The organism is Phyllobacterium myrsinacearum (assembly GCF_002980555.1).
In the GTDB taxonomy this organism is placed as follows: domain Bacteria; phylum Pseudomonadota; class Alphaproteobacteria; order Rhizobiales; family Rhizobiaceae; genus Phyllobacterium; species Phyllobacterium myrsinacearum.
The window spans coordinates 20,985-42,581 of record NZ_PVBT01000006.1 but is presented as its reverse complement, the minus strand read 5'-3'; the positions used below and the strand labels follow the sequence as shown (position 1 = coordinate 42,581).

At 59.1% G+C, this 21,597-nt stretch carries 19 protein-coding genes and 2 tRNA genes; 19 read left to right on the top strand and 2 right to left on the bottom strand.

Translation table 11 applies throughout. The features are described 5' to 3' along the window. Window positions 1-41: 41 nt before the first annotated feature. Window positions 42-1,316: an ATP-dependent Clp protease ATP-binding subunit ClpX gene (gene clpX, locus C5750_RS18590; RefSeq protein ID WP_105735507.1), complete on the top strand. Its 1,275-nt coding sequence runs from the start codon at window positions 42-44 to the stop codon at window positions 1,314-1,316. A 481-nt stretch (window positions 1,317-1,797) separates the two neighbouring features. After that, window positions 1,798-4,224: an endopeptidase La gene (lon, locus tag C5750_RS18580; RefSeq protein ID WP_105735503.1), complete on the top strand. Its 2,427-nt coding sequence runs from the start codon at window positions 1,798-1,800 to the stop codon at window positions 4,222-4,224. A gap of 72 nt (window positions 4,225-4,296) precedes the next feature. On the opposite strand, the gene C5750_RS18575 is transcribed toward lon, so the two are convergent. Then, window positions 4,297-4,899, bottom strand: coding sequence for a HupE/UreJ family protein (locus tag C5750_RS18575; protein ID WP_105735501.1), 603 nt, complete (start codon window positions 4,897-4,899; stop codon window positions 4,297-4,299). Between the two features lie 47 nt (window positions 4,900-4,946). Between C5750_RS18575 and C5750_RS26930 the strand changes: the two genes are divergently transcribed. After that, window positions 4,947-5,069 carry a hypothetical protein gene (locus C5750_RS26930; RefSeq protein WP_280952418.1) on the top strand — a complete coding sequence of 41 codons (123 nt, stop codon included), beginning with the start codon at window positions 4,947-4,949 and terminating at the stop codon, window positions 5,067-5,069. Between the two features lie 49 nt (window positions 5,070-5,118). On the opposite strand, the gene C5750_RS18570 is transcribed toward C5750_RS26930, so the two are convergent. After that, window positions 5,119-5,194: transfer RNA gene (locus C5750_RS18570), tRNA-Val, on the bottom strand. 190 nt (window positions 5,195-5,384) lie between these two features. Between C5750_RS18570 and C5750_RS18565 the strand changes: the two genes are divergently transcribed. The 16 genes from C5750_RS18565 (at window position 5,385) to C5750_RS18490 (ending at window position 21,589) form a co-directional block, all read left to right on the top strand. Further along, window positions 5,385-5,461: transfer RNA gene (locus C5750_RS18565), tRNA-Asp, on the top strand. Between the two features lie 353 nt (window positions 5,462-5,814). Continuing rightward, on the top strand, window positions 5,815-7,026 hold the full coding sequence (locus tag C5750_RS18560) for an MFS transporter (RefSeq protein ID WP_105735499.1): 1,212 nt from the start codon (window positions 5,815-5,817) through the stop codon (window positions 7,024-7,026). A gap of 442 nt (window positions 7,027-7,468) precedes the next feature. Continuing rightward, window positions 7,469-7,834, top strand: coding sequence for an NADH-quinone oxidoreductase subunit A (locus C5750_RS18555; protein WP_091883778.1), 366 nt, complete (start codon window positions 7,469-7,471; stop codon window positions 7,832-7,834). Then, complete coding sequence (locus C5750_RS18550) at window positions 7,825-8,406, top strand: NuoB/complex I 20 kDa subunit family protein (RefSeq protein ID WP_105735498.1); 582 nt, start codon at window positions 7,825-7,827, stop codon at window positions 8,404-8,406. Before C5750_RS18555 ends, C5750_RS18550 begins: the two co-directional genes overlap by 10 nt. A gap of 9 nt (window positions 8,407-8,415) precedes the next feature. Then, a complete protein-coding gene (locus C5750_RS18545; RefSeq protein ID WP_105735496.1) occupies window positions 8,416-9,021 on the top strand; it encodes an NADH-quinone oxidoreductase subunit C in 606 nt (201 codons plus the stop codon). 51 nt (window positions 9,022-9,072) lie between these two features. After that, window positions 9,073-10,263 carry an NADH-quinone oxidoreductase subunit D gene (locus C5750_RS18540; protein WP_105735494.1) on the top strand — a complete coding sequence of 397 codons (1,191 nt, stop codon included), beginning with the start codon at window positions 9,073-9,075 and terminating at the stop codon, window positions 10,261-10,263. Beyond that, window positions 10,263-11,261, top strand: a complete 999-nt coding sequence (nuoE, locus tag C5750_RS18535; RefSeq protein ID WP_105735492.1) for an NADH-quinone oxidoreductase subunit NuoE — start codon at window positions 10,263-10,265, stop codon at window positions 11,259-11,261. Before C5750_RS18540 ends, nuoE begins: the two co-directional genes overlap by 1 nt. A 66-nt stretch (window positions 11,262-11,327) precedes the next feature. Beyond that, window positions 11,328-12,632, top strand: coding sequence for an NADH-quinone oxidoreductase subunit NuoF (gene nuoF, locus C5750_RS18530; protein WP_105735490.1), 1,305 nt, complete (start codon window positions 11,328-11,330; stop codon window positions 12,630-12,632). Between the two features lie 12 nt (window positions 12,633-12,644). Next, the gene (locus C5750_RS18525; RefSeq protein ID WP_105735488.1) at window positions 12,645-13,226 is read left to right on the top strand and encodes a helix-hairpin-helix domain-containing protein; all 582 of its coding nucleotides are present in this window, start codon (window positions 12,645-12,647) and stop codon (window positions 13,224-13,226) included. Window positions 13,227-13,329: 103 nt separating this feature from the next. Next, window positions 13,330-15,411 carry an NADH-quinone oxidoreductase subunit NuoG gene (gene nuoG, locus C5750_RS18520; RefSeq protein WP_105736124.1) on the top strand — a complete coding sequence of 694 codons (2,082 nt, stop codon included), beginning with the start codon at window positions 13,330-13,332 and terminating at the stop codon, window positions 15,409-15,411. 17 nt (window positions 15,412-15,428) lie between these two features. After that, complete coding sequence (gene nuoH, locus C5750_RS18515) at window positions 15,429-16,475, top strand: NADH-quinone oxidoreductase subunit NuoH (protein ID WP_105735486.1); 1,047 nt, start codon at window positions 15,429-15,431, stop codon at window positions 16,473-16,475. 11 nt (window positions 16,476-16,486) lie between these two features. Beyond that, window positions 16,487-16,978 carry an NADH-quinone oxidoreductase subunit NuoI gene (nuoI, locus tag C5750_RS18510; protein ID WP_105735484.1) on the top strand — a complete coding sequence of 164 codons (492 nt, stop codon included), beginning with the start codon at window positions 16,487-16,489 and terminating at the stop codon, window positions 16,976-16,978. 168 nt (window positions 16,979-17,146) lie between these two features. Then, window positions 17,147-17,767, top strand: coding sequence for an NADH-quinone oxidoreductase subunit J (locus C5750_RS18505; RefSeq protein WP_105735482.1), 621 nt, complete (start codon window positions 17,147-17,149; stop codon window positions 17,765-17,767). A 12-nt stretch (window positions 17,768-17,779) separates the two neighbouring features. Then, window positions 17,780-18,088, top strand: coding sequence for an NADH-quinone oxidoreductase subunit NuoK (gene nuoK, locus C5750_RS18500; RefSeq protein WP_091883761.1), 309 nt, complete (start codon window positions 17,780-17,782; stop codon window positions 18,086-18,088). Between the two features lie 7 nt (window positions 18,089-18,095). Beyond that, window positions 18,096-20,084: an NADH-quinone oxidoreductase subunit L gene (gene nuoL / locus C5750_RS18495; protein ID WP_105735480.1), complete on the top strand. Its 1,989-nt coding sequence runs from the start codon at window positions 18,096-18,098 to the stop codon at window positions 20,082-20,084. Continuing rightward, the gene (locus tag C5750_RS18490) at window positions 20,084-21,589 is read left to right on the top strand and encodes an NADH-quinone oxidoreductase subunit M (protein ID WP_105735478.1); all 1,506 of its coding nucleotides are present in this window, start codon (window positions 20,084-20,086) and stop codon (window positions 21,587-21,589) included. The genes nuoL and C5750_RS18490 overlap by 1 nt, the downstream gene beginning before the upstream one ends. The last annotated feature ends 8 nt before the right edge of the window (window positions 21,590-21,597 follow it).

Sequence of the window (21,597 nt, the reverse complement as noted above, 5' to 3'; positions counted from 1 at the left end):
TTCCCGGCCAAACAGGGCGCCGATACTGAAAGGAAACTGCAATGAGCAAAGTCAGCAACGGCGGCGGTGATTCAAAGAATACGCTTTATTGCTCGTTTTGCGGGAAGAGCCAGCACGAAGTTCGCAAGTTGATTGCGGGCCCGACTGTTTTCATCTGCGATGAATGCGTTGAGCTGTGCATGGACATCATCCGCGAGGAAAACAAATCCTCGATGGTGAAATCCCGCGAAGGCGTTCCGACGCCGCAGGAAATCATGGCGGTGCTCGATGATTACGTCATCGGCCAGAACCATGCCAAGCGTGTTCTCTCTGTCGCGGTGCACAACCACTATAAGCGGTTGGCCCACGCATCGAAAAACAATGAAGTCGAACTGGCGAAGTCCAACATCCTTCTCGTTGGCCCAACCGGTTGCGGCAAAACCTATCTGGCGCAATCGCTCGCCCGCATCATCGACGTGCCGTTTACAATGGCAGACGCGACGACGCTGACGGAAGCCGGTTATGTCGGCGAGGATGTCGAGAACATCATTCTCAAGCTGCTGCAGTCGGCCGACTACAATGTCGAGCGGGCCCAGCGCGGCATCGTCTATATCGACGAAGTCGACAAGATCAGCCGCAAGTCCGACAATCCGTCGATCACACGCGACGTGTCGGGTGAGGGCGTGCAGCAGGCGCTGCTGAAGATCATGGAAGGCACGGTCGCTTCCGTTCCGCCGCAGGGCGGACGCAAGCATCCTCAGCAGGAATTCCTGCAGGTGGACACGACCAACATCCTGTTCATCTGCGGCGGTGCCTTTGCCGGTCTCGACAAGATCATCTCGGCACGCGGCGAGAAGACGTCCATCGGCTTCAGCGCTGCGGTGAAGGCGCCGGATGATCGCCGCGTCGGCGCGATCTTCCGCGAGCTTGAACCGGAAGATCTGTTGAAATTCGGTCTCATCCCCGAATTTGTCGGCCGTCTGCCTGTCATCGCCACGCTCGAGGATCTCGACGAAGCTGCCCTGGTGCAGATTCTGTCGGAACCGAAGAACGCCCTGGTCAAGCAGTACCAGCGCCTGTTCGACATGGAAAACGTCGAGCTGACGTTCCATGAGGACGCGCTGAAGGCAATCGCCCTCAAGGCCATTGCCCGCAAGACCGGCGCACGCGGCCTGCGTTCGATCATGGAAAAGATCCTGCTTGACACGATGTATGAGCTGCCGACGCTCGATGGCGTGCAGGAAGTTGTCATCTCCGGCGATGTGGTTGAGGGCAATTCGCGCCCGCTCTACATCTATGCCGAGCGCAAGGAAGAAAAGGGCAATGTTTCGGCCTAAGGCGCCGAACCAATGCCTGGGAAGCAGGGGCTCCGCATCAGCGGAGCCTTTTGCATTTTGACCTTGGCGTTTGTTGCGGGTCTTAATTGCGCCACGAAACAATATTTACGGTTGATTAACCACAAGGGGCGCACAATTTTTGCAGAGCAGCGTCGGTAAGACAGTGTAGGCCGGGCAGTATCGCCCCCGTCGACAGATGATTTCCACGAAAATCATCCTCTTCAGAGGTGTGCTGCATCGCAAAAGATTGCGCTTGGAGTTTGGTAGGAGCAGGATAGATTACGATTCTGTGACCGAGCTTGAAACCGGGGCGCTTGAAACCAGAGCCCCGCCACTCCAAGTAAAGGTTAAGCTGCACAGCCGGTCGTATGCCGCTCTTCGCATGATCCCCAAAAGTGATCCCGACTTTTGGAAAGATCAGGCAACCAAAGGGTACCCGGATGTGGCGATCTAGGCCGATTGGCCTGAGAAAGGACATGAAATGACGGTTGCAAGCAAGAAGACACTGGCGGGTGGAGAAAGCGGGCTTTATGCCGTTTTGCCATTGCGCGATATCGTTGTCTTCCCACACATGATCGTTCCGCTCTTTGTCGGTCGCGAAAAATCCATTCGCGCACTTGAGGAAGTGATGGGCGTCGACAAGCAAATCCTGCTTGCCACACAGAAGAACGCTGCGGATGATGATCCGCAGGCGGATGCCATCTACAACATCGGCACCATCGCCAATGTCCTGCAGTTGCTGAAACTGCCGGACGGTACGGTCAAGGTTTTGGTCGAAGGTATTGCTCGCGCTGAAATCACCGGTTTCAGCGACCGCGAGGATTACCACGAAGCCAATGCCACGACGCTGTCGGAACCCGCCGAAGACGCCGTTGAAATCGAAGCCCTGGCCCGCTCCGTCGTGTCGGACTTTGAAAACTACGTGAAGCTGAACAAGAAGATTTCGCCTGAAGTCGTTGGCGCTGCCGGACAGATCGAGGACTACTCGAAGCTGGCCGATACGGTCGCCTCGCATCTTGCGATCAAGATTCCCGAGAAGCAGGACATGCTGTCGATCCTGTCCGTGCGCGCACGGCTGGAAAAGGCCATGTCGTTCATGGAGTCGGAAATTTCCGTTCTTCAGGTGGAAAAGCGTATCCGTTCGCGCGTCAAGCGCCAGATGGAGAAGACCCAGCGCGAGTACTACCTCAATGAACAGATGAAGGCGATCCAGAAGGAACTCGGCGACGGCGAAGACGGCCGCGACGAGGCAGCCGAGCTGGAAGAGCGCATCAAGAAGACGAAATTCTCCAAGGAAGCGCGCGAAAAGGCCAATCAGGAGCTGAAGAAGCTTCGCCAGATGAGCCCGATGTCCGCCGAAGCGACGGTTGTGCGCAATTATCTCGACTGGCTGCTGACCATTCCGTGGGGCAAGAAGTCGAAGGTGAAGAACGACCTGAACCTCGCCGACGAGATTCTGGATGCCGAGCATTACGGCCTCGACAAGGTGAAAGACCGGATCGTGGAATATCTCGCCGTGCAGTCGCGGTCGACCAAGATCAAGGGTCCGATCCTGTGCCTCGTTGGTCCTCCCGGCGTCGGTAAGACCTCGCTCGCCCGTTCGATCGCCAAGGCGACCGGCCGTGAATATGTCCGCATGTCGCTCGGCGGCGTGCGTGACGAGGCTGAAATCCGCGGTCACCGCCGCACCTATATCGGTTCGATGCCCGGCAAGGTCATCCAGTCGATGAAGAAGGCAAAGAAGTCCAATCCGCTCTTCCTGCTCGATGAAATCGACAAGATGGGCCAGGATTTCCGCGGCGATCCGTCATCGGCTCTGCTCGAGGTGCTTGATCCGGAACAGAACTCAACCTTCATGGATCACTATCTCGAGGTCGAATATGACCTCTCGAACGTGATGTTCGTGACGACGGCCAATACGCTGAACATCCCCGGTCCGTTGATGGACCGCATGGAGATCATCCGTATTGCCGGTTACACGGAAGACGAGAAGGTCGAGATTGCCAAGCGGCACCTCCTGCCCAAGGCCATCCGCGATCATGCGTTGCAGCCGAAGGAGTTTTCCGTATCGGAAGGCGCGATTCGTGCCATCGTCCGCGATTACACGCGGGAAGCCGGTGTGCGCAGTCTCGAACGGGAACTGATGAAGCTTGCCCGCAAGGCAGTGACGGAAATTCTGAAGTCGAAGACCAAGAAGACGGTGAAGGTCACGGAGGCCAACATCAACGACTATCTCGGCGTGCAGAAATTCCGCTTCGGCCAGATCGACGGTGAAGATCAGGTGGGCGTTGTCACGGGTCTTGCCTGGACCGAGGTGGGCGGCGAACTGCTGACCATCGAAGGCGTCATGATGCCCGGCAAGGGCCGCATGACCGTGACGGGCAACCTGCGCGACGTGATGAAGGAATCGATTTCCGCAGCGGCATCCTATGTCCGCTCCAGAGCCATCGATTTCGGCGTCGAGCCGCCGCTGTTCGACCGCAGGGACATCCATGTGCACGTGCCGGAAGGCGCGACGCCGAAGGATGGTCCGTCGGCCGGTATTGCGATGGTGACGGCCATTGTCTCGATCCTGACCGGTATTCCGGTCCGCAAGGATATCGCCATGACCGGCGAGATCACGCTGCGCGGACGGGTCCTGCCGATTGGCGGCCTGAAGGAGAAGCTGCTGGCTGCCCTGCGCGGCGGCATCAAGACGGTTCTGATCCCGGAAGAAAACGCCAAGGATCTGGCGGAGATTCCGGACAATGTGAAGAACGGCCTTGAGATCATCCCGGTATCGCGTGCCGGGGAAGTGATCAGGCATGCGCTCGTGCGTCAGCCGGAGCCGATCGAATGGACGGAGCCGGTCAATGTGCCTGCCGCCGCCGTGGTCGAAGATGACGCTTCGGCGCAGATCGCGCACTGAAGCCACCGGAAATAAACAAACAAAAGCCGGGCAAGCAATTGCCCGGCTTTTTTGATTCGGCATTCGAATTGTTCAGAGCGCGCCTGTCAGGATGCCAACGCCCGCGAGCGCCGCCAGGCCGCCAATGATTCGCACCGCACTGGGGCCGGCGCGCTGGCTGATTCTGCCGATGGCAAAGCCGATGCCGATACCGGCGACGTGGAGCAGGGCGGTGGCAGCCATGAAGCCGCCCGCATAAGCGAGGCCGCCGGCGCTGTCAGGCATTTCCGCGCCATGGGCGTAGCCATGAAAAATGGCGAAGAGGCCGACGAGAGCGGTTGCAATGGCCACCGGCGCCTGAATTTCGAAGGCGACGGCTGCTCCGAGCACAATCACCGAGAGTGCGATGGCGAGTTCGATGAAGGGCAGACTGATTCCGGCAGCGCCAAGCGCGCCGCCAGCGGCCATCATGCCGACAAACGCTGCCGGAACGAGCCACAGGGCGCGTCCGCCCAGCTGGAAGGCAAAGATGCCGACGAGAATCATCGCCAGGACGTGATCAAGGCCGGACATGGGGTGGGCGAAGCCATGGGTAAAGCCGCTGGTGTCACCCACGCCGACATGCGCATGGGCAAGGGCAGGGTAAAGCGTGGCGAAGGAGAGGGTTGCGATTCGTGCTGCGCGGTTGTTTGGCATGTAATGTTCCCGTTATTTGGTTTGCTCTTGGAAGGAGGAGAACAGTGTTGCCGCAGAAAATCGCGGGCGCAAAGGATAAAATGTTGCAGGTGCTCACTGCCGCGGCAAAAATCCGCTGCTGCCGGATGCCATATTCCGATCGCGCGCATGCCGCTTGCGATGTGAATTGACCGGTTATCTCGACTTGAAGAAAGGGAAGAAACTATTCCGCTGGGCGAATGGTGGGCGATGAGAGACTCGAACTCCCGACATCTTCGGTGTAAACGAAGCGCTCTACCAACTGAGCTAATCGCCCCCTCACAAAGGGTGTGTGGGGAGCGTTTAGGCGTTTCGTGCGATATTGGCAAGAGGGTATGAGACACTTTTATGATTTGTTTGAAGAGTTTTTCACAATCGCATTTTTCCTGTCCACTAGCGCTTGACACTCCCCCGCGAACCCCTTAAACGACCGCTCACACCAGATGAATTTCTGGTTTGCAAAGTGCGCGGGTGTAGCTCAGTTGGTTAGAGTGCCGGCCTGTCACGCCGGAGGTCGCGGGTTCGAGCCCCGTCACTCGCGCCACTTTCCCTCTCAAGCAATTGATGTAAATGCTTGATATTGTGGAAAGTGGTGCCCCGCACGCTTGCATCTCTTCTCTCCCGAATGTTCCCATAGTTCACCGCCTGTTGCTGTCCGGTTCGCGCGTCTGGCTCCTGCCGGTTTCTGATGCGGCTTAGGAAAATCAGTCCCGTCTGTTTTTCCGCTGGTATGCGGACGGCGAATCTTTTCCGCTGTTTTTCAACCCGTGGATACGATTCGCCACGAAGACGAATCGCCCCGCATAAATGCATTGCTGCGTTGCACAAAAATCAGTTGTGAAACCTTTGTGGACTAGGCAGCATGATTCCTTACTCCAGCTCCGACGGTTGCCGCCCATGCCCTTGCCGATTCTCGCCCTTGCCATTGCCTCCTTCTGCATCGGCACAACCGAATTCGTGATCATGGGCCTCTTGCCGGAAGTGGCGGCCGACCTGCATGTCACCATTCCGCATGCGGGCCTGCTGGTGACCGGCTATGCGCTTGGCGTCGTCATCGGTGCGCCCATCATCGCCATTGCCACGGCATCTCTGCCGCGCAAGCCCGTGCTCATCGGCCTGGCCATGCTCTTCGTCATCGGCAATCTGTTCTGTGCCATCGCCCCCAATTACTGGATGCTGATGATCGCCCGCGTGGTCACGGCTTTCGGCCATGGTGCCTTCTTCGGCATCGGCTCGGTGGTGGCCGCCAGCCTTGTGCCGCGCCACAAGCGCGCCAGCGCCATCGCGCTGATGTTCGCGGGCCTGACCCTCGCCAACATTCTCGGTGTTCCCGCAGGGACGGCGCTTGGCGAACTCTATGGCTGGCGCTCGACCTTCTATGCGGTTGTCGCTATCGGCGTTGCCGCAGTCATCGCCATTGCGCTGCTGGTTCCCGCTGCGAAAGAGGAAGAGAAGGGCGGGGGCATTCTCAGCGAGATCAAGGTTCTCGGCAAACTGCAGGTCTGGCTTGCCATGCTGATCTCGGCGCTCGCCTCCGGCAGCCTCTTTGCCGTCTTCACCTATATCAAGCCGATCCTCACTGATGTGTCCGGCCTGTCGACCGCCGCGGTGACCTGGGTCCTCTTGCTGTTCGGGGCCGGTATGACCGTCGGCAACGTCATCGGCGGCAGGCTTGCCGACTGGAAGCTGATGCCCACGGTGATCGGCACGCTGGTCACCGTGGTGTTCACCCATGCCCTGCTGGCGGAAGTCAGCGGCACGGCAGCGGCGGCGATCGCCGTGGTGTTCCTGTGGGGCATGCTGACCTTCGTCATTGTTCCGCCGCTGCAGATGCGGGTGGTTGAAACGGCGAGCGAAGCGCCCAATCTGGCGGCCACGCTCAACCAGGGCGCATTCAATGCCGGCAACGCCGCAGGCGCCTGGGTTGGCGGCGCGGCGCTCACCTGGGGCGTGTCCTATCAGAACCTGCCCTTCGTGGGATCGGCGCTGGCCTTGCTCGGTCTGGGCGTGGCGGTCTGGTCGCTGCTGCTCGACCGCAGGGCGCAGAAGAAGCGATATCTAACTGAAGAGGGGGAAAGGCTCAGTCTCGAGCCTCTTGCCGGCGTTTAGGCAAACCCTCTTTCCCCGGCTTTGCACGACAGCATTCGCGCCCTGGCGCGCGTGCCGTTTCCACGCGCGCGGCATATCTGCATTTTGGTCTAAATCGTTTATAGGACCGAATGTCGCAGTTCTGAAAACCACGTCGCGGACAAACAGGCCGGCAAGGCACATTAATATCATTCTAAAGAGTGATTCAGCTGTGTTTTGCGGGCCAAACTGGCTTAAAACTGCGAATTTCGCGGCTTTTTATGGATATGCGTCACGAAATGGTGACAAAAAACCGGTGGTATCGGGGCGATTGTTGCACTTGCGCGCATGGCGCTAACGCGCTAACCCTCGCCGCATCGTACCGGTGTCAAAGCTGGTGCGGTCTGTCGCGTATTGGTGGCAGTCATGTGCATAACATGGCATTCTTGTCAGCCTGAGTTCACAAGGCGGAAAAAGTCGGATCATGAACGAGCTTTTAAGTTCCTACCTGCCCATCGTTATCTTCATCGGGGTAGCGCTGGTAATCGGTTTGGCACTGTTGGTTGCGCCTTTTCTGGTCGCATACAAGTCGCCAGACCCGGAAAAATTGTCGGCCTATGAGTGCGGCTTCAACGCATTCGATGATGCCCGCATGAAATTTGATGTCCGCTTCTATCTTGTCTCGATTCTGTTCATCATCTTCGATCTAGAAGTAGCCTTCCTCTTTCCGTGGGCCGTGGCCTTCAGCAAGATCGGCTGGTTCGGTTTCTGGTCGATGATGATCTTCCTCGGCGTTCTGACGATCGGCTTTATCTATGAGTGGAAAAAGGGAGCGCTGGAATGGGATTGACCGCTAGCCAAACCACCCTCGTGGCACCGAAACCCAAAGGCATCATTGACCCGGGCACGGGCAAGCCGATCGGTTCCGATGATGCGTTCTTCGGTGAGATCAACAATGAACTCGCCGACAAGGGATTTCTCGTCACGTCAGCCGATGCGCTGGTCACCTGGGCGCGCACCGGTTCGCTGATGTGGATGACCTTCGGCCTTGCCTGCTGCGCGGTCGAAATGATGCACACCTCGATGCCGCGCTATGACGGCGAGCGGTTCGGCTTTGCCCCGCGCGCGTCACCGCGCCAGTCCGACGTGATGATCGTTGCCGGCACGCTGACCAACAAGATGGCACCGGCACTGCGCAAGGTCTATGACCAGATGCCTGAGCCGCGCTACGTCATCTCGATGGGTTCCTGCGCCAATGGCGGCGGCTATTATCACTATTCCTATTCGGTCGTGCGCGGTTGCGACCGCGTCGTGCCGGTGGATATCTACGTGCCGGGCTGCCCGCCCACGGCCGAAGCGCTGCTCTACGGCGTTCTGATGCTGCAGAAGAAAATCCGCCGCACCGGCACGATCGAGCGATAGGAGAGGGCGATGTTTGAAGAAGCATTGAATGAACTCTCCAGCTACCTGCAGGAAAAGCCGGGTCTTGCCCTGCAGTCGGTAACGATGGCCTATGGCGAGCTTAATCTTGAAGTCGAAGCCGGCAAGCTGATCGATACGCTGACCTTTCTGCGTGACGACGTGCAGTGCCAGTTCATTTCGCTGATCGATATCAGCGGCGTGGATTATCCCTACCGTTCGCATCGCTTTGACGTGGTCTATCACCTCCTGTCCCCGCGCCAGAACCTGCGCATCCGCGTCAAGGTGGCGACGGACGAGGATACGCCGGTGCCATCAGCTACCCCGGTTTATCCCGGTGCCGACTGGTATGAGCGCGAGACCTACGATCTCTATGGCGTGCTGTTCTCCGGTCATCCGGATCTGCGCCGCATCCTGACCGACTACGGTTTTGACGGCCATCCGCTGCGCAAGGACTTCCCGCTGACAGGCTTCGTTGAAGTCCGCTATGACGATGAGGTCAAGCGCGTCGTCTATGAGCCCGTCGAACTGCGGCAGGAATTCCGCAATTTCGACTTCCAGTCACCCTGGGAAGGCACGGACTATGTGCTGCCGGGCGACGAAAAGGCAAAACAGTGATGGCGGTGATGACTACTCACCATTCACTACTCACGTTTCGCGGAGCGAAATATGACTGAACACAGCGTCCGCAACTTTAACATCAACTTCGGCCCGCAACATCCTGCGGCGCACGGCGTTTTGCGCCTTGTGCTTGAACTGGACGGCGAGGTGGTCGCGCGCGTTGACCCGCATATCGGGTTGCTGCATCGCGGCACCGAGAAGCTGATGGAAGCCAAGACCTATCTGCAGGCCGTGCCCTATCTCGACCGCCTCGACTATGTGGCGCCGATGAACCAGGAGCATGCCTATGCGTTGGCCGTCGAGCGCCTGCTCGGCATCGAGGTCCCCAAGCGCGGTCAGCTGATCCGCGTGCTCTTCTCGGAAATTGGCCGTATCCTGTCGCACCTGCTCAACGTGACCACGCAGGCCATGGACGTTGGTGCCCTGACGCCGCCGCTCTGGGGCTTCGAAGAGCGCGAAAAGCTGATGGTGTTCTATGAGCGCGCTTGCGGTGCCCGTATGCATGCGGCCTATTTCCGTCCCGGCGGCGTGCATCAGGATCTTCCCGACAGGCTTATCGAGGACATCGGCAAGTGGTGCGATCCGTTCCTGCAGACCGTCAAGAATCTTGACGACCTGATCACCCCGAACCGCATTTTCAAGCAGCGCAACGTCGATATCGGCGTCGTGACGCTGGAGGATGCCTGGGCATGGGGTTTTTCCGGCGTCATGGTGCGCGGCTCGGGTGCTGCCTGGGACTTACGCAAGTCACAGCCCTATGAATGCTATTCCGAGATGGAATTCGATGTTCCGATCGGCAAGAATGGCGACTGCTACGACCGTTATCTCATCCGCATGGAAGAAATGCGCCAGTCGGTGCGCATCATGCGCCAGTGCGTGGATCTGCTGCTGGGCAAGGAGCGGGTGGGGCCTGTCTCCAACATGTCCGCCAAGATCGTTCCGCCGAAGCGCGGCGAGATGAAGCGGTCGATGGAAGCGCTGATCCATCACTTCAAGCTGTATACCGAAGGCTATCACGTGCCCGCCGGTGAGGTTTACGCCGCGGTTGAAGCGCCCAAGGGCGAATTCGGTGTGTTCCTGGTGTCCGATGGCTCCAACAAGCCATACCGCGTCAAGCTGCGCGCCCCGGGCTTTGCCCATCTCCAGGCCATGGACTTCCTGTGCCGTGGCCACATGCTGGCCGACGTCTCCGCTGTCCTCGGCTCGCTCGATATCGTATTTGGTGAGGTTGATCGCTAATGTCCGTCCGTCGTCTTGCAGAAGATAGCGTCCAACCAGCAGCCTTCGCGTTCAATCGCGAAAACACTGCCTGGGCCAAGCAGACCATCAAGAAATATCCCAAGGGCCGCGAACAGTCCGCGGTCATTCCGCTGCTGATGCGGGCGCAGGAGCAGGATGGCTGGGTCACCAAGGCTGCCATCGAACATGTTGCAGCCATGCTCGACATGCCGCTGATCCGCGTTCTGGAAGTGGCGACCTTCTACACGCAGTTCCAGCTGAAGCCGGTCGGAACCCGTGCCCACATCCAGGTTTGCGGCACCACGCCGTGCATGCTGCGCGGCGCGGAGGACCTGAAGAAGGTCTGCCAGCACCGCATCCATCATGAGCCGTTCCACACCAATGAATCCGGCACTTTGTCGTGGGAAGAGGTGGAATGCCTTGGCGCCTGCGTCAACGCGCCGATGATCATGGTGTTCAAGGATACCTATGAGGATCTGACACCCGAACGCCTCGAGGAAATCATCGATGCTTTCGAAGCCGGCAAGGGCGATACGATCACGCCCGGCCCGCAGATCGACCGTTATTTCTCCGCCCCCGAGGGCGGCGCAACGACGCTGATCGAAGGCAATGGCGCGGCCAAGCCGAAACGCGCGGCAAAGGCTGCCGATGGCGCTGCTGTTCCGGCCGCCAGTGCGGTAAAGCAGGACGAGGCACCGGCAAAGGCCGTATCGCTCGACGACAAGAATCGTCCGGCGGCGATCGAAAAGCCTGCCGCCGTGGATGATCTCGAACTGATTTCCGGTGTCGGTCCGAAGATTGCCGGTATCCTGCATGAACTCGGCATCTACACATTTGCCCAGGTCGCCAGCTGGAAAAAGGCCGAGCGCGAATGGGTTGACGGTTACCTCAACTTCAAGGGCCGTATCGAACGTGACGACTGGGTCAAGCAAGCCAAGGCCTTGGCCAAGGGCGGCGAAGCCGAGTACATCAAGGTTTTCGGCAAGAAGCCGAGATAAGATCATTGGCGGAAACGATGTGCGTTTTCGCTGGAGAATGGACGAAGAGAGTAGGACGGGTGCGATATGCTCGCTGACAAAGACCGCATCTTCACCAATATTTACGGCCTTTTCGACAAGTCGTTGAAGGGTGCGATGTCACGCGGCTGCTGGGATGGCACTGCGGGGATCATCGCCAAGGGCCGTGACTGGATCATCAACGAGATGAAAGCCTCCGGCCTGCGCGGCCGTGGCGGCGCCGGCTTCCCGACGGGTCTGAAGTGGTCCTTCATGCCCAAGGAAAGCGACGGACGCCCGCATTATCTCGTCATCAATGCCGACGAATCCGAGCCGGGCACCTGCAAGGACCGCGATATCATGCGCCACGATCCGCATACGCTGATCGAAGGCTGCCTGATCGCCGGTTTCGCCATGGGCGCCAACACCTGCTACATCTATGTGCGCGGCGAGTATATCCGCGAGCGTGAAGCGCTGCAGGCCGCCATTGACGAATGCTATGACGCCAAGCTGCTCGGCAAGAACAACAAGAACGGCTGGGACTACGATATCTATGTCCATCACGGCGCCGGCGCCTATATCTGCGGCGAAGAAACCGCCTTGCTGGAGAGCCTTGAAGGCAAGAAGGGCCAGCCGCGCCTGAAGCCGCCATTCCCGGCCAATATGGGTCTTTATGGCTGCCCGACGACCGTCAACAATGTTGAATCGGTTGCCGTTGCCCCGACCATCCTGCGCCGCGGCGCGGCCTGGTTCTCCGGCATCGGCCGTCCGAACAATGTCGGCACCAAGCTGTTCATGATCTCCGGCCACGTCAACCGTCCATGCACGGTCGAGGAAGCCATGGGCATCACCTTCCGCGAGTTGGTCGACAAGCACGCGGGCGGCGTTCGCGGCGGCTGGGACAACCTCCTCGCGGTTATTCCCGGCGGTGCATCCTGCCCGGTCGTTCCGGCTGCTGATATCATCGATTGCCCGATGGATTTCGATGGGCTGCGCAACGTCAAGTCGTCCTTCGGTACGGCGGCTGCGATCGTCATGGACAAGTCCACCGACATCGTTCGCGCCATTGCCCGCCTGTCCTACTTCTTCAAGCATGAGAGCTGCGGCCAGTGCACGCCATGCCGCGAAGGCACGGGCTGGATGTGGCGCGTCATGGAACGCATGGCGGTCGGCAATGCGCAGAAGCGCGAGATCGACATGCTGCTCGACGTGACCAAGCAGATCGAAGGCCACACCATCTGCGCGCTCGGCGACGCGGCGGCATGGCCAGTACAGGGTCTGATCCGGCATTTCCGTCCGGAAATCGAACGCCGTATCGATGAGTTTACACGCAATGCCTCTGCGGCAAGCCCCGTGCTTGTTGCAGCGGAATAGGGTTGAGGGGATATGCCGGATACCAAAACAGACAAGCGATCGGGTGCGGACTGGTCGGCAGTGATGCCGAAGCAGATCGTTCCGGCTGCCAATCTGCTGACACCGCCGATGGGCGCGATGGCGGCGGCGTCTGTTTTGACTCTCGGCATCGCCAGCCAGATGTGGGGTCTGTGGGCTGGCGCTCTTGCCGGTGTGCTTGACGCCAATACGAAGCTGAAGCCGCTGGCGCCCGCGGCAAAGCAGGCGCCGGATGTTGCTGAATTGAAGACGATCATTCGCAAGAAGGCGACTGAAACGGCACCAAAGGCGGTTGCTGGCAAAAAAGCCAAGCTGGCGGTGGTCTCAACGGGTCCGTCGAAACCGGCGGCAATCGCAAAGCCGGGCTTGCCGGATGACCTGAAGCGGATTTCGGGCATTGGTCCGAAGCTAGAGCAGGTCTTGAACGGTCTTGGCATCTACACCTATGCGCAGATTGCAGCATGGTCACCCCGGGAAACTGCCTGGGTCGATGATCATCTGAAATTCGGCGGGCGTATCGTGCGGGATGAGTGGGTCAAACAATCCGCCGCCTTGGCGGGGGTGAAGCCCGAATAAAGCCATGCTGGCTTGGACCGGCATGGAGCAATTGAAGGTATTTCAGCGGTATCGCGGGAATGCCAAATGAAAATGCGGAATGTTCCGCGAGGTTGGACAGACGATGGCAAAGATCAAAGTCGACGGTAGGGAAATCGAAGTACCGGATCACTACACGCTTCTGCAGGCTGCGGAAACGGCGGGTGCCGAGGTGCCGCGGTTCTGTTTCCATGAGCGTTTGTCGATCGCCGGCAATTGCCGCATGTGCTTGATTGAAGTGAAGGGCGGACCGCCCAAGCCTGCCGCATCCTGCGCCATGGGCGTGCGCGACCTGCGTCCGGGCCCGAACGGCGAAACACCGGAGATTTTCACCAACACGCCGATGGTCAAGAAGGCCCGCGAAGGCGTGATGGAATTCCTGCTGATCAACCATCCCCTGGATTGCCCGATCTGCGATCAGGGCGGCGAGTGCGATCTGCAGGATCAGGCGATGGTCTTTGGCGTGGATTCCTCGCGCTACAAGGAAAACAAGCGTGCCGTTGAAGACAAATATATCGGACCGCTCGTCAAGACGGTCATGACGCGCTGCATTCACTGCACGCGCTGCGTCCGCTTCACCACCGAAGTGGCTGGCATTTCCGAGCTTGGCCTGATCGGCCGCGGCGAAGATGCCGAAATCACCACCTATCTCGAGCAGGCGATGACATCGGAGCTGCAGGGCAACGTGATCGATCTTTGCCCGGTCGGTGCGCTGACATCGAAGCCCTATGCCTTCCAGGCCCGTCCGTGGGAATTGACCAAGACCGAATCCATCGACGTGATGGATGCGGTCGGCTCGTCTATCCGCGTCGATACCCGCGGCCGCGAAGTGATGCGCGTGCTTCCGCGCGTCAACGAGGCGGTGAACGAGGAATGGATTTCCGACAAGACCCGCTTCATCTGGGATGGCCTGCGCACTCAGCGCCTTGACCGCCCCTATGTGCGCCGCGATGGCCGTCTGGTTCCGGCAAGCTGGCCGGAAGCGTTCGAGGCGATCAAGGCTGCCGTTGCCAAGACGACCGGCGACAGGATCGGCGCGATTGCCGGCGATCTCGCCAGCGTCGAGGAAATGTATGCGCTCAAGCAGCTTGTCACATCGCTCGGCTCCGCCAACATCGACGGACGCCAGGATGGAACAGTGCTGAACACGGCCAATGGCCGCGCCTCCTATATCTTCAATCCAAGCATTGACGGTATCGAAGACGCTGACGCCGTGCTCATCATCGGTTCCAATCCGCGCTTTGAAGCATCGCTGCTCAATGCCCGCCTGCGCAAGCGCTGGCGCGCTGCCGGCATTCCGATTGCGCTGATCGGCGAACAGGCCGACCTGCGCTTCAACTACGAATATCTCGGCGCCGGTGCCGACACATTGGCGGAACTCGCCAATGGTTCGCTGAAATTCCACGGCGTGCTGAAGAAGGCCAAGAAGCCGATCATCATCATCGGGCAGGGCGCTCTCAGCCGTGCCGATGGCAATGCGGTTCTCGGCCTTGCTGCCAAGATTGCAGCGGATACCGGCGCACTTGCCGATGACTGGAACGGTTTCGGCGTCATTCATACCGCTGCCAGCCGGGTTGGCGCGCTCGATATCGGTTTCGTGCCGGGCGAGGGCGGCAAGACAGTTGCGCAGATGCAGGATGCACTCGACGTTCTGTTCCTGCTCGGCGCTGACGAATTGAACTGGGCCGGCAAGGGCGGTGCCTTCACCGTTTATATCGGCACCCATGGCGATCAGGGCGCGCACAATGCCGACGTGATCCTGCCGGGCGCGACCTATACGGAAAAGTCCGGCACCTTCGTCAACACCGAAGGCCGTGTGCAGATGACCAACCGCGCCGCGTTTGCGCCTGGTAATGCCAAGGAAGACTGGGCGATCCTGCGCGCGCTGTCCGATGTGCTCGGCAAAAAGCTGCCATTCGACTCGCTTGCCGCCCTGCGCGCACACCTTTATGCAGAATACCCGCACCTGGCTGTCGTCGACGCCATTCAGGCCGGTGACGCTGCCGACATCAAGAAGCTGGCCAATGCGTCGGGCACCGTCGACAAGACGGCCTTCGCATCGCCGGTCCAAGACTTCTACTTGACCAACCCGATCGCCCGCGCCTCAGCTGTCATGGCTGAATGTTCCGCGCTGGCCAAGGGCGGCTTCAAGCAGGCGGCCGAGTAGGCGGGGAAGAGACTGATATGGAAGATATTTTCGCAACCTACATCCTGCCGCTGCTGATTATCCTCGGAAAATCAGTGCTGATGCTCGTGGTGATGCTGCTGATCATCGCCTACCTGCTTTACGCGGATCGCAAGATCTGGGCGGCAGTTCAGTTGCGGCGCGGCCCGAATGTCGTTGGACCGTTCGGCCTGCTGCAGTCCTTTGCCGACCTTTTGAAGTTCGTGGTCAAGGAACCGATCATTCCGTCCGGCGCCAACAAGGGCATTTTCCTCCTGGCACCGCTGGTATCCTCGGTACTGGCCATGGCGGCCTGGGCGGTCATTCCGGTCAATGAGGGCTGGGCGATTGCCAATGTCAATGTCGGCATTCTCTATGTGCTCGCCATTTCCTCGCTCGAAGTCTACGGCGTCATCATGGCCGGCTGGGCATCGAACTCGAAGTACCCGTTCCTCGGCGCGCTTCGCTCCGCTGCGCAGATGGTGTCCTATGAAGTCTCCATCGGTTTCGTCATCGTCACCGTTCTGCTCACTGTCGGTTCGCTGAACCTCACGGATATCGTTCTGTCGCAGAAGACCGGTCTCGGCACCATGGTCGGCCTGCCCAATACATTCCTTGACTGGCATTGGCTCGGCCTGTTCCCGATGTTCGTCATTTTCTTCATCTCGGCGCTGGCCGAGACCAACCGCCCGCCTTTCGATCTGGTCGAAGCGGAATCGGAACTCGTTGCCGGTCACATGATCGAGTATTCGTCGACCGCGTTCCTGCTGTTCTTCCTCGGTGAATATGTCGCCATCACCCTGATGTGCGCATTGACCACGATCCTGTTCCTCGGCGGCTGGCTGCCACCGGTTGACGTCTGGTTCCTCAACTGGGTACCCGGCATCGTCTGGTTCATGCTCAAGCTTTTCTTCGTCTTCTTCATGTTCGCCATGGTGAAGGCATTCGTTCCGCGCTACCGCTATGACCAGTTGATGCGTCTGGGCTGGAAGGTGTTCCTGCCGATCTCGCTCTTCATGGTCATCGCCACCGCGGCGTTTCTTAAAATCACCGGCCTGACACCGTAAGGAGAATCAGCATGGCACAACTCGCACAAGCTGCTAAATCGCTCCTGCTGGCGGAGTTCGTCGGCGCCTTCTTCCTGTCGATGCGCCAGTTCTTCGCGCCGAAGGCGACGTTGAACTATCCCTTTGAAAAGGGACCGCTCAGCCCGCGCTTTCGCGGAGAACATGCGCTGCGCCGCTATCCCAACGGCGAAGAACGCTGCATTGCCTGCAAGCTCTGCGAAGCGATCTGCCCGGCACAGGCCATCACCATCGAAGCCGGTCCGCGCCGCAATGACGGAACGCGCCGCACGGTGCGTTATGACATTGACATGGTGAAGTGCATCTATTGCGGCTTCTGCCAGGAAGCCTGCCCGGTGGATGCCATTGTCGAAGGCCCGAATTTCGAGTTCGCTACGGAAACCCGTGAAGAGCTTTATTATGACAAGGACCGGCTGCTCGCCAATGGCGACCGCTGGGAACGCGAGCTGGCACGGAACATCGCAATGGATGCGCCGTACCGGTAACAATTGAGTGGATGGGGCGTCGTCCCGTCCGAGTGCGCGCATGTGTCTTAGGGCAGGGTGCTTCTACCCGCCGGGAACATGCGTTATGAGGCTGCGAATACGCGGAAACTCCGTGAATCGCTTTTAAAATGGCAGAACAGTCTGCCGGAATGGAAATCGGGGGAACCCATGCTGACAGGTATTGCGGCGGCGTTTTTTTATCTCTTCGCCTTCATCACCGTCGCCAGTGCGTTCATGGTGATTGCGGCGCGTAATCCCGTGCACTCCGTGCTGTTTCTGATCCTCGCCTTCTTCAACGCGGCGGGGCTCTTCCTGCTGACGGGTGCTGAATTCCTGGCGATGATCCTTCTTGTGGTCTATGTCGGCGCGGTGGCCGTCCTCTTCCTCTTCGTCGTGATGATGCTGGATGTGGATTTTGCCGAAATGAAGCGCGGCGCGCTGCAATATGCGCCCGTCGGCGCGCTTGTCGGCATGATCCTGGCTGTGGAGCTGATTGTCGTTCTCGGCGGTTCGGTCTTCACGCCAAGTATCGGCCGCGTGGTTGTTCAGCCGACACCCGATATCGCCACGCGCACCAATACGGCGGCGCTCGGCGACATCCTCTACACGGATTACATCTATTACTTCCAGATTGCCGGTCTCGTGCTTCTGGTCGCCATGATCGGCGCGATTGTGCTGACGCTTCGCCACAAGGAAGGCATCAAGCGCCAGAACATCTCCCAGCAGGTCGGACGCACGCCTGAAACGGCCATCGAGGTCAAGCAGGTCGAAACGGGCAAGGGTATTTGACAGGAGCGCATGATGGTCATCGGTATTGCACATTATCTGACAGTTTCGGCGCTCCTGTTCACGATGGGGATCTTCGGTATCTTCCTCAATCGTAAGAACGTGATCGTCATCCTGATGTCGGTCGAATTGATCCTGCTCGCCGTCAACCTGAATTTCGTGGCGTTCTCCGCCGCGCTGGGTGATCTGGTTGGACAGGTTTTTGCATTGTTTGTCCTGACCGTAGCGGCCGCTGAGGCTGCCATCGGTCTGGCTATTCTCGTCGTGTTCTACCGCAATCGTGGGTCGATTGCCGTAGAAGACGTCAACATGATGAAAGGTTGACGGGGGCATGCTGTATCTGGCGATTGTCTTCCTTCCGCTGCTCGGCTTTCTGATCGCGGGTCTGTTCGGCTCGTCCATCGGCGCGAAGGCGAGCGAGTATGTCACCACCGGTCTGATGATCGTGGTTGCGGTTCTCTCATGGATCGCATTCACGACCGTGGCGCTCGGCCATGGCGAGGCGTTCAAGGTTCCGGTCATGCACTGGGTCGAGTCTGGTTCGCTGAGCTTCGACTGGGCCCTGCGCATCGATACGCTGACCGCTGTCATGCTGATCGTCGTCAACACGGTGTCGGCGCTCGTCCATACCTATTCGATCGGCTATATGCATCACGATCCGCATCGGCCGCGCTTCTTCGCCTATCTCTCGCTTTTCACCTTCGCCATGCTGATGCTGGTGACCGGCGACAATCTGGTTCAGATGTTCTTCGGCTGGGAAGGCGTGGGTCTTGCGTCCTACCTGCTCATCGGTTTCTGGTTCAAGAAGCCTTCGGCCAATGCCGCGGCGATGAAAGCTTTCATCGTCAACCGCGTCGGCGATTTCGGCTTCCTTCTCGGTATTTTCGCGCTGTTCGTGCTGTTCGATACGGTTCAGTTCGACACGCTATTCCAGTCCGCCGCCCAGTATCTTCCGGCGGAAGGCGCAGGGGACGGCAAGGTTGTCCTGAATTTCCTCGGCTATGCCCTGGGCAAGCAGGAAGCGATCACGGTTGCCTGCCTGCTGCTGTTCATGGGCGCGATGGGTAAATCCGCGCAGTTCCTGCTGCACACCTGGCTGCCTGACGCCATGGAGGGCCCGACACCGGTGTCCGCGCTGATCCATGCGGCAACGATGGTGACCGCAGGCGTGTTCATGGTTGCGCGCCTGTCGCCGATCTTCGAACTGTCGCACACGGCGCTGATCGTTGTCACGCTTGTCGGCGCGACGACTGCCTTCTTTGCCGCCACGGTCGGCCTGGTGCAGAACGACATCAAGCGCGTCATCGCCTATTCGACCTGCTCGCAGCTCGGCTACATGTTCGTGGCGCTTGGTCTGGGTGCCTATGGCGCCGCCATTTTCCACCTGTTCACGCACGCCTTCTTCAAGGCCCTGCTGTTCCTTGGCGCCGGTTCCGTCATTCACGCGGTTTCCGACGAGCAGGACATGCGTCACATGGGCGGCCTGCGCAAGCTTATCCCGCAGACGTACTGGATGATGATCATCGGCACGGTTGCCCTGACCGGTCTCGGCATCCCCGGCACCGCGATCGGTACCGCCGGCTTCTTCTCCAAGGATGCGATCATCGAATCGGCCTATGCGTCGACCAGCCCGGCGGCAGGCTATGCCTTCATCCTCCTGGTGATTGCAGCGCTGTTCACCAGCTTCTATTCATGGCGCCTGATTTTCATGACGTTCCATGGCAAGCCGCGTGCCTCGCACGACGTCATGCATCACGTGCATGAATCGCCTTATGTCATGCTGGTGCCGCTGTTCATCCTTGCCATCGGCGCGCTGTTTGCCGGTGTGATATTCCGCGAATACTTCTTCGGTCACGAATATGCCGAGTTCTGGAAGGGTGCACTGTTCACGGGCAAGGAAAACGAGATTCTGGAGCTGCACCACCACGTGCCCGCTCTGGTTGCTGCCTCGCCGTTCCTTGCGATGCTGGCCGGGTTCATCCTGTCCTGGTACTTCTACATCCGCTCGCCGCAGACACCCGTCCGGCTGGCCGAGCAGCATCGCGGCCTGTACCAGTTCCTGCTCAACAAGTGGTATTTTGACGAACTCTACGACTTCCTGTTCGTGCGTCCGGCCAAAGCCCTTGGCAAGTTCCTGTGGAAGAAGGGCGATGGCTGGCTGATTGACGGCCATGGTCCGGATGGCATCTCGGCCCGCGTCGTGGATGTCACCAACCGCGTGGTGCGCCTGCAGACCGGTTACCTCTATCATTATGCGTTCGCGATGCTCATTGGGGTCGCCGCACTCGTCACGTGGATGATGCTCGGGAGCAACTTCTGATGACCGACTGGCCAATTCTATCGACTGTTACCTTCCTGCCATTGGTCGGTGCATTCCTGATCCTTCTGATCCGGGATGACAGTGAATCCGCGCGGCGCAATATCCGCAACGTGGCACTGTGGACGACGGTCATCACATTCCTGCTTTCCCTGCCGATCTGGTATTATTTCGACAAGGGCCATGCCGGCTTCCAGTTCGTGGAAAAGATGGCCTGGCTCGACTCCGGGATTTCCTACCACATGGGCGTGGACGGCATTTCGATGCTGTTCGTCATCCTGACGACATTCCTGATGCCGCTGTGCATCCTGGCCAGCTGGGAAGCGATCCAGAACCGGGTCAAGGAATACATGATTGCCTTCCTCGTGCTGGAAACACTGATGATCGGTGTGTTCTGCGCGCTGGATATCGTGCTGTTCTACGTCTTCTTCGAAGCCGTGCTGGTGCCCATGTTCATCATCATCGGCGTGTGGGGCGGCAAGCGCCGCGTCTATGCCAGCTTCAAGTTCTTCCTCTACACGCTGCTCGGCTCCGTGCTGATGCTGCTGGCCATCATGGCCATGTACTGGCAGGCTGGTACGACCGATATCCCGACGCTGCTCGCCTATCCGTTCCCGGCCTCCATGCAGACATGGCTGTGGCTGGCCTTCTTCGCATCCTTCGCCGTGAAGATGCCGATGTGGCCGGTGCACACCTGGCTGCCGGATGCGCACGTGGAAGCACCGACGGCTGCATCAGCCATTCTGGCCGGCATCCTGTTGAAGCTCGGCGGCTACGGCTTCCTGCGCTTCTCCCTGCCGATGTTCCCGGTTGCATCGGCTGATTTTGCTCCCTTGATCTACACGCTTTCGGTTGTCGCCATCGTCTACACCTCGCTGGTGGCGCTGATGCAGGAAGACATCAAGAAGCTGATCGCCTATTCCTCGGTCGCGCACATGGGCTATGTGACCATGGGTATTTTTGCCGCGAACGAGCAGGGCATCCAGGGCGCATTGTTCCAGATGCTGTCGCACGGTCTGGTTTCGGCCGCACTGTTCCTGTGCGTGGGTGTTGTCTATGACCGTACCCACACCCGCGATATCTCTGCCTATGGCGGCCTCGTTAACAACATGCCGAAATATGCGGTGGTTTTCCTGGTCCTGACTATGGCCAATGTCGGCCTGCCGGGCACCTCGGGCTTCATCGGTGAATTCCTCACCCTGCTCGGCGTCTTCCGCGTCAACACCTGGGTTGCGCTGTTTGCAACATCAGGCGTGATTTTCTCGGCCGCCTACGCGCTGTGGCTCTATCGCCGCGTCGTGTTCGGGTCGCTGGACAAGGAAAGCCTGAAGTCGCTTCTGGATATGTCGCCGCGTGAAAAGCTGGTGGTCTATCCGCTGGTGATCCTCACCATCTTCTACGGTGTTTATCCGATGCCTGTCTTCGATGCGACGGCAAGCTCGGTGCACGCCCTTATCAATCAATACAATAACGCGCTGTCCGCAGCCGCCACACTGGCGCTGAAATAGCAGGAAGA

Coding starts and splice junctions, on each gene's coding strand:
- C5750_RS18575 (WP_105735501.1), bottom strand. CDS start 4,899: ATGCCAAACAACCGCGCAGCACGAATCGCAACCCTCTCCTTCGCCACG.
- C5750_RS18525 (WP_105735488.1), top strand. CDS start 12,645: ATGCCGGATACCAAAACAGACAAGCGATCGGGTGCGGACTGGTCGGCA.
- lon (WP_105735503.1), top strand. CDS start 1,798: ATGACGGTTGCAAGCAAGAAGACACTGGCGGGTGGAGAAAGCGGGCTT.
- nuoF (WP_105735490.1), top strand. CDS start 11,328: ATGCTCGCTGACAAAGACCGCATCTTCACCAATATTTACGGCCTTTTC.
- C5750_RS18555 (WP_091883778.1), top strand. CDS start 7,469: ATGAACGAGCTTTTAAGTTCCTACCTGCCCATCGTTATCTTCATCGGG.
- nuoH (WP_105735486.1), top strand. CDS start 15,429: ATGGAAGATATTTTCGCAACCTACATCCTGCCGCTGCTGATTATCCTC.
- nuoK (WP_091883761.1), top strand. CDS start 17,780: ATGGTCATCGGTATTGCACATTATCTGACAGTTTCGGCGCTCCTGTTC.
- nuoE (WP_105735492.1), top strand. CDS start 10,263: ATGTCCGTCCGTCGTCTTGCAGAAGATAGCGTCCAACCAGCAGCCTTC.
- clpX (WP_105735507.1), top strand. CDS start 42: ATGAGCAAAGTCAGCAACGGCGGCGGTGATTCAAAGAATACGCTTTAT.
- C5750_RS18505 (WP_105735482.1), top strand. CDS start 17,147: ATGCTGACAGGTATTGCGGCGGCGTTTTTTTATCTCTTCGCCTTCATC.
- C5750_RS18545 (WP_105735496.1), top strand. CDS start 8,416: ATGTTTGAAGAAGCATTGAATGAACTCTCCAGCTACCTGCAGGAAAAG.
- nuoG (WP_105736124.1), top strand. CDS start 13,330: ATGGCAAAGATCAAAGTCGACGGTAGGGAAATCGAAGTACCGGATCAC.
- nuoI (WP_105735484.1), top strand. CDS start 16,487: ATGGCACAACTCGCACAAGCTGCTAAATCGCTCCTGCTGGCGGAGTTC.
- C5750_RS18550 (WP_105735498.1), top strand. CDS start 7,825: ATGGGATTGACCGCTAGCCAAACCACCCTCGTGGCACCGAAACCCAAA.
- C5750_RS18540 (WP_105735494.1), top strand. CDS start 9,073: ATGACTGAACACAGCGTCCGCAACTTTAACATCAACTTCGGCCCGCAA.
- nuoL (WP_105735480.1), top strand. CDS start 18,096: ATGCTGTATCTGGCGATTGTCTTCCTTCCGCTGCTCGGCTTTCTGATC.
- C5750_RS18490 (WP_105735478.1), top strand. CDS start 20,084: ATGACCGACTGGCCAATTCTATCGACTGTTACCTTCCTGCCATTGGTC.
- C5750_RS18560 (WP_105735499.1), top strand. CDS start 5,815: ATGCCCTTGCCGATTCTCGCCCTTGCCATTGCCTCCTTCTGCATCGGC.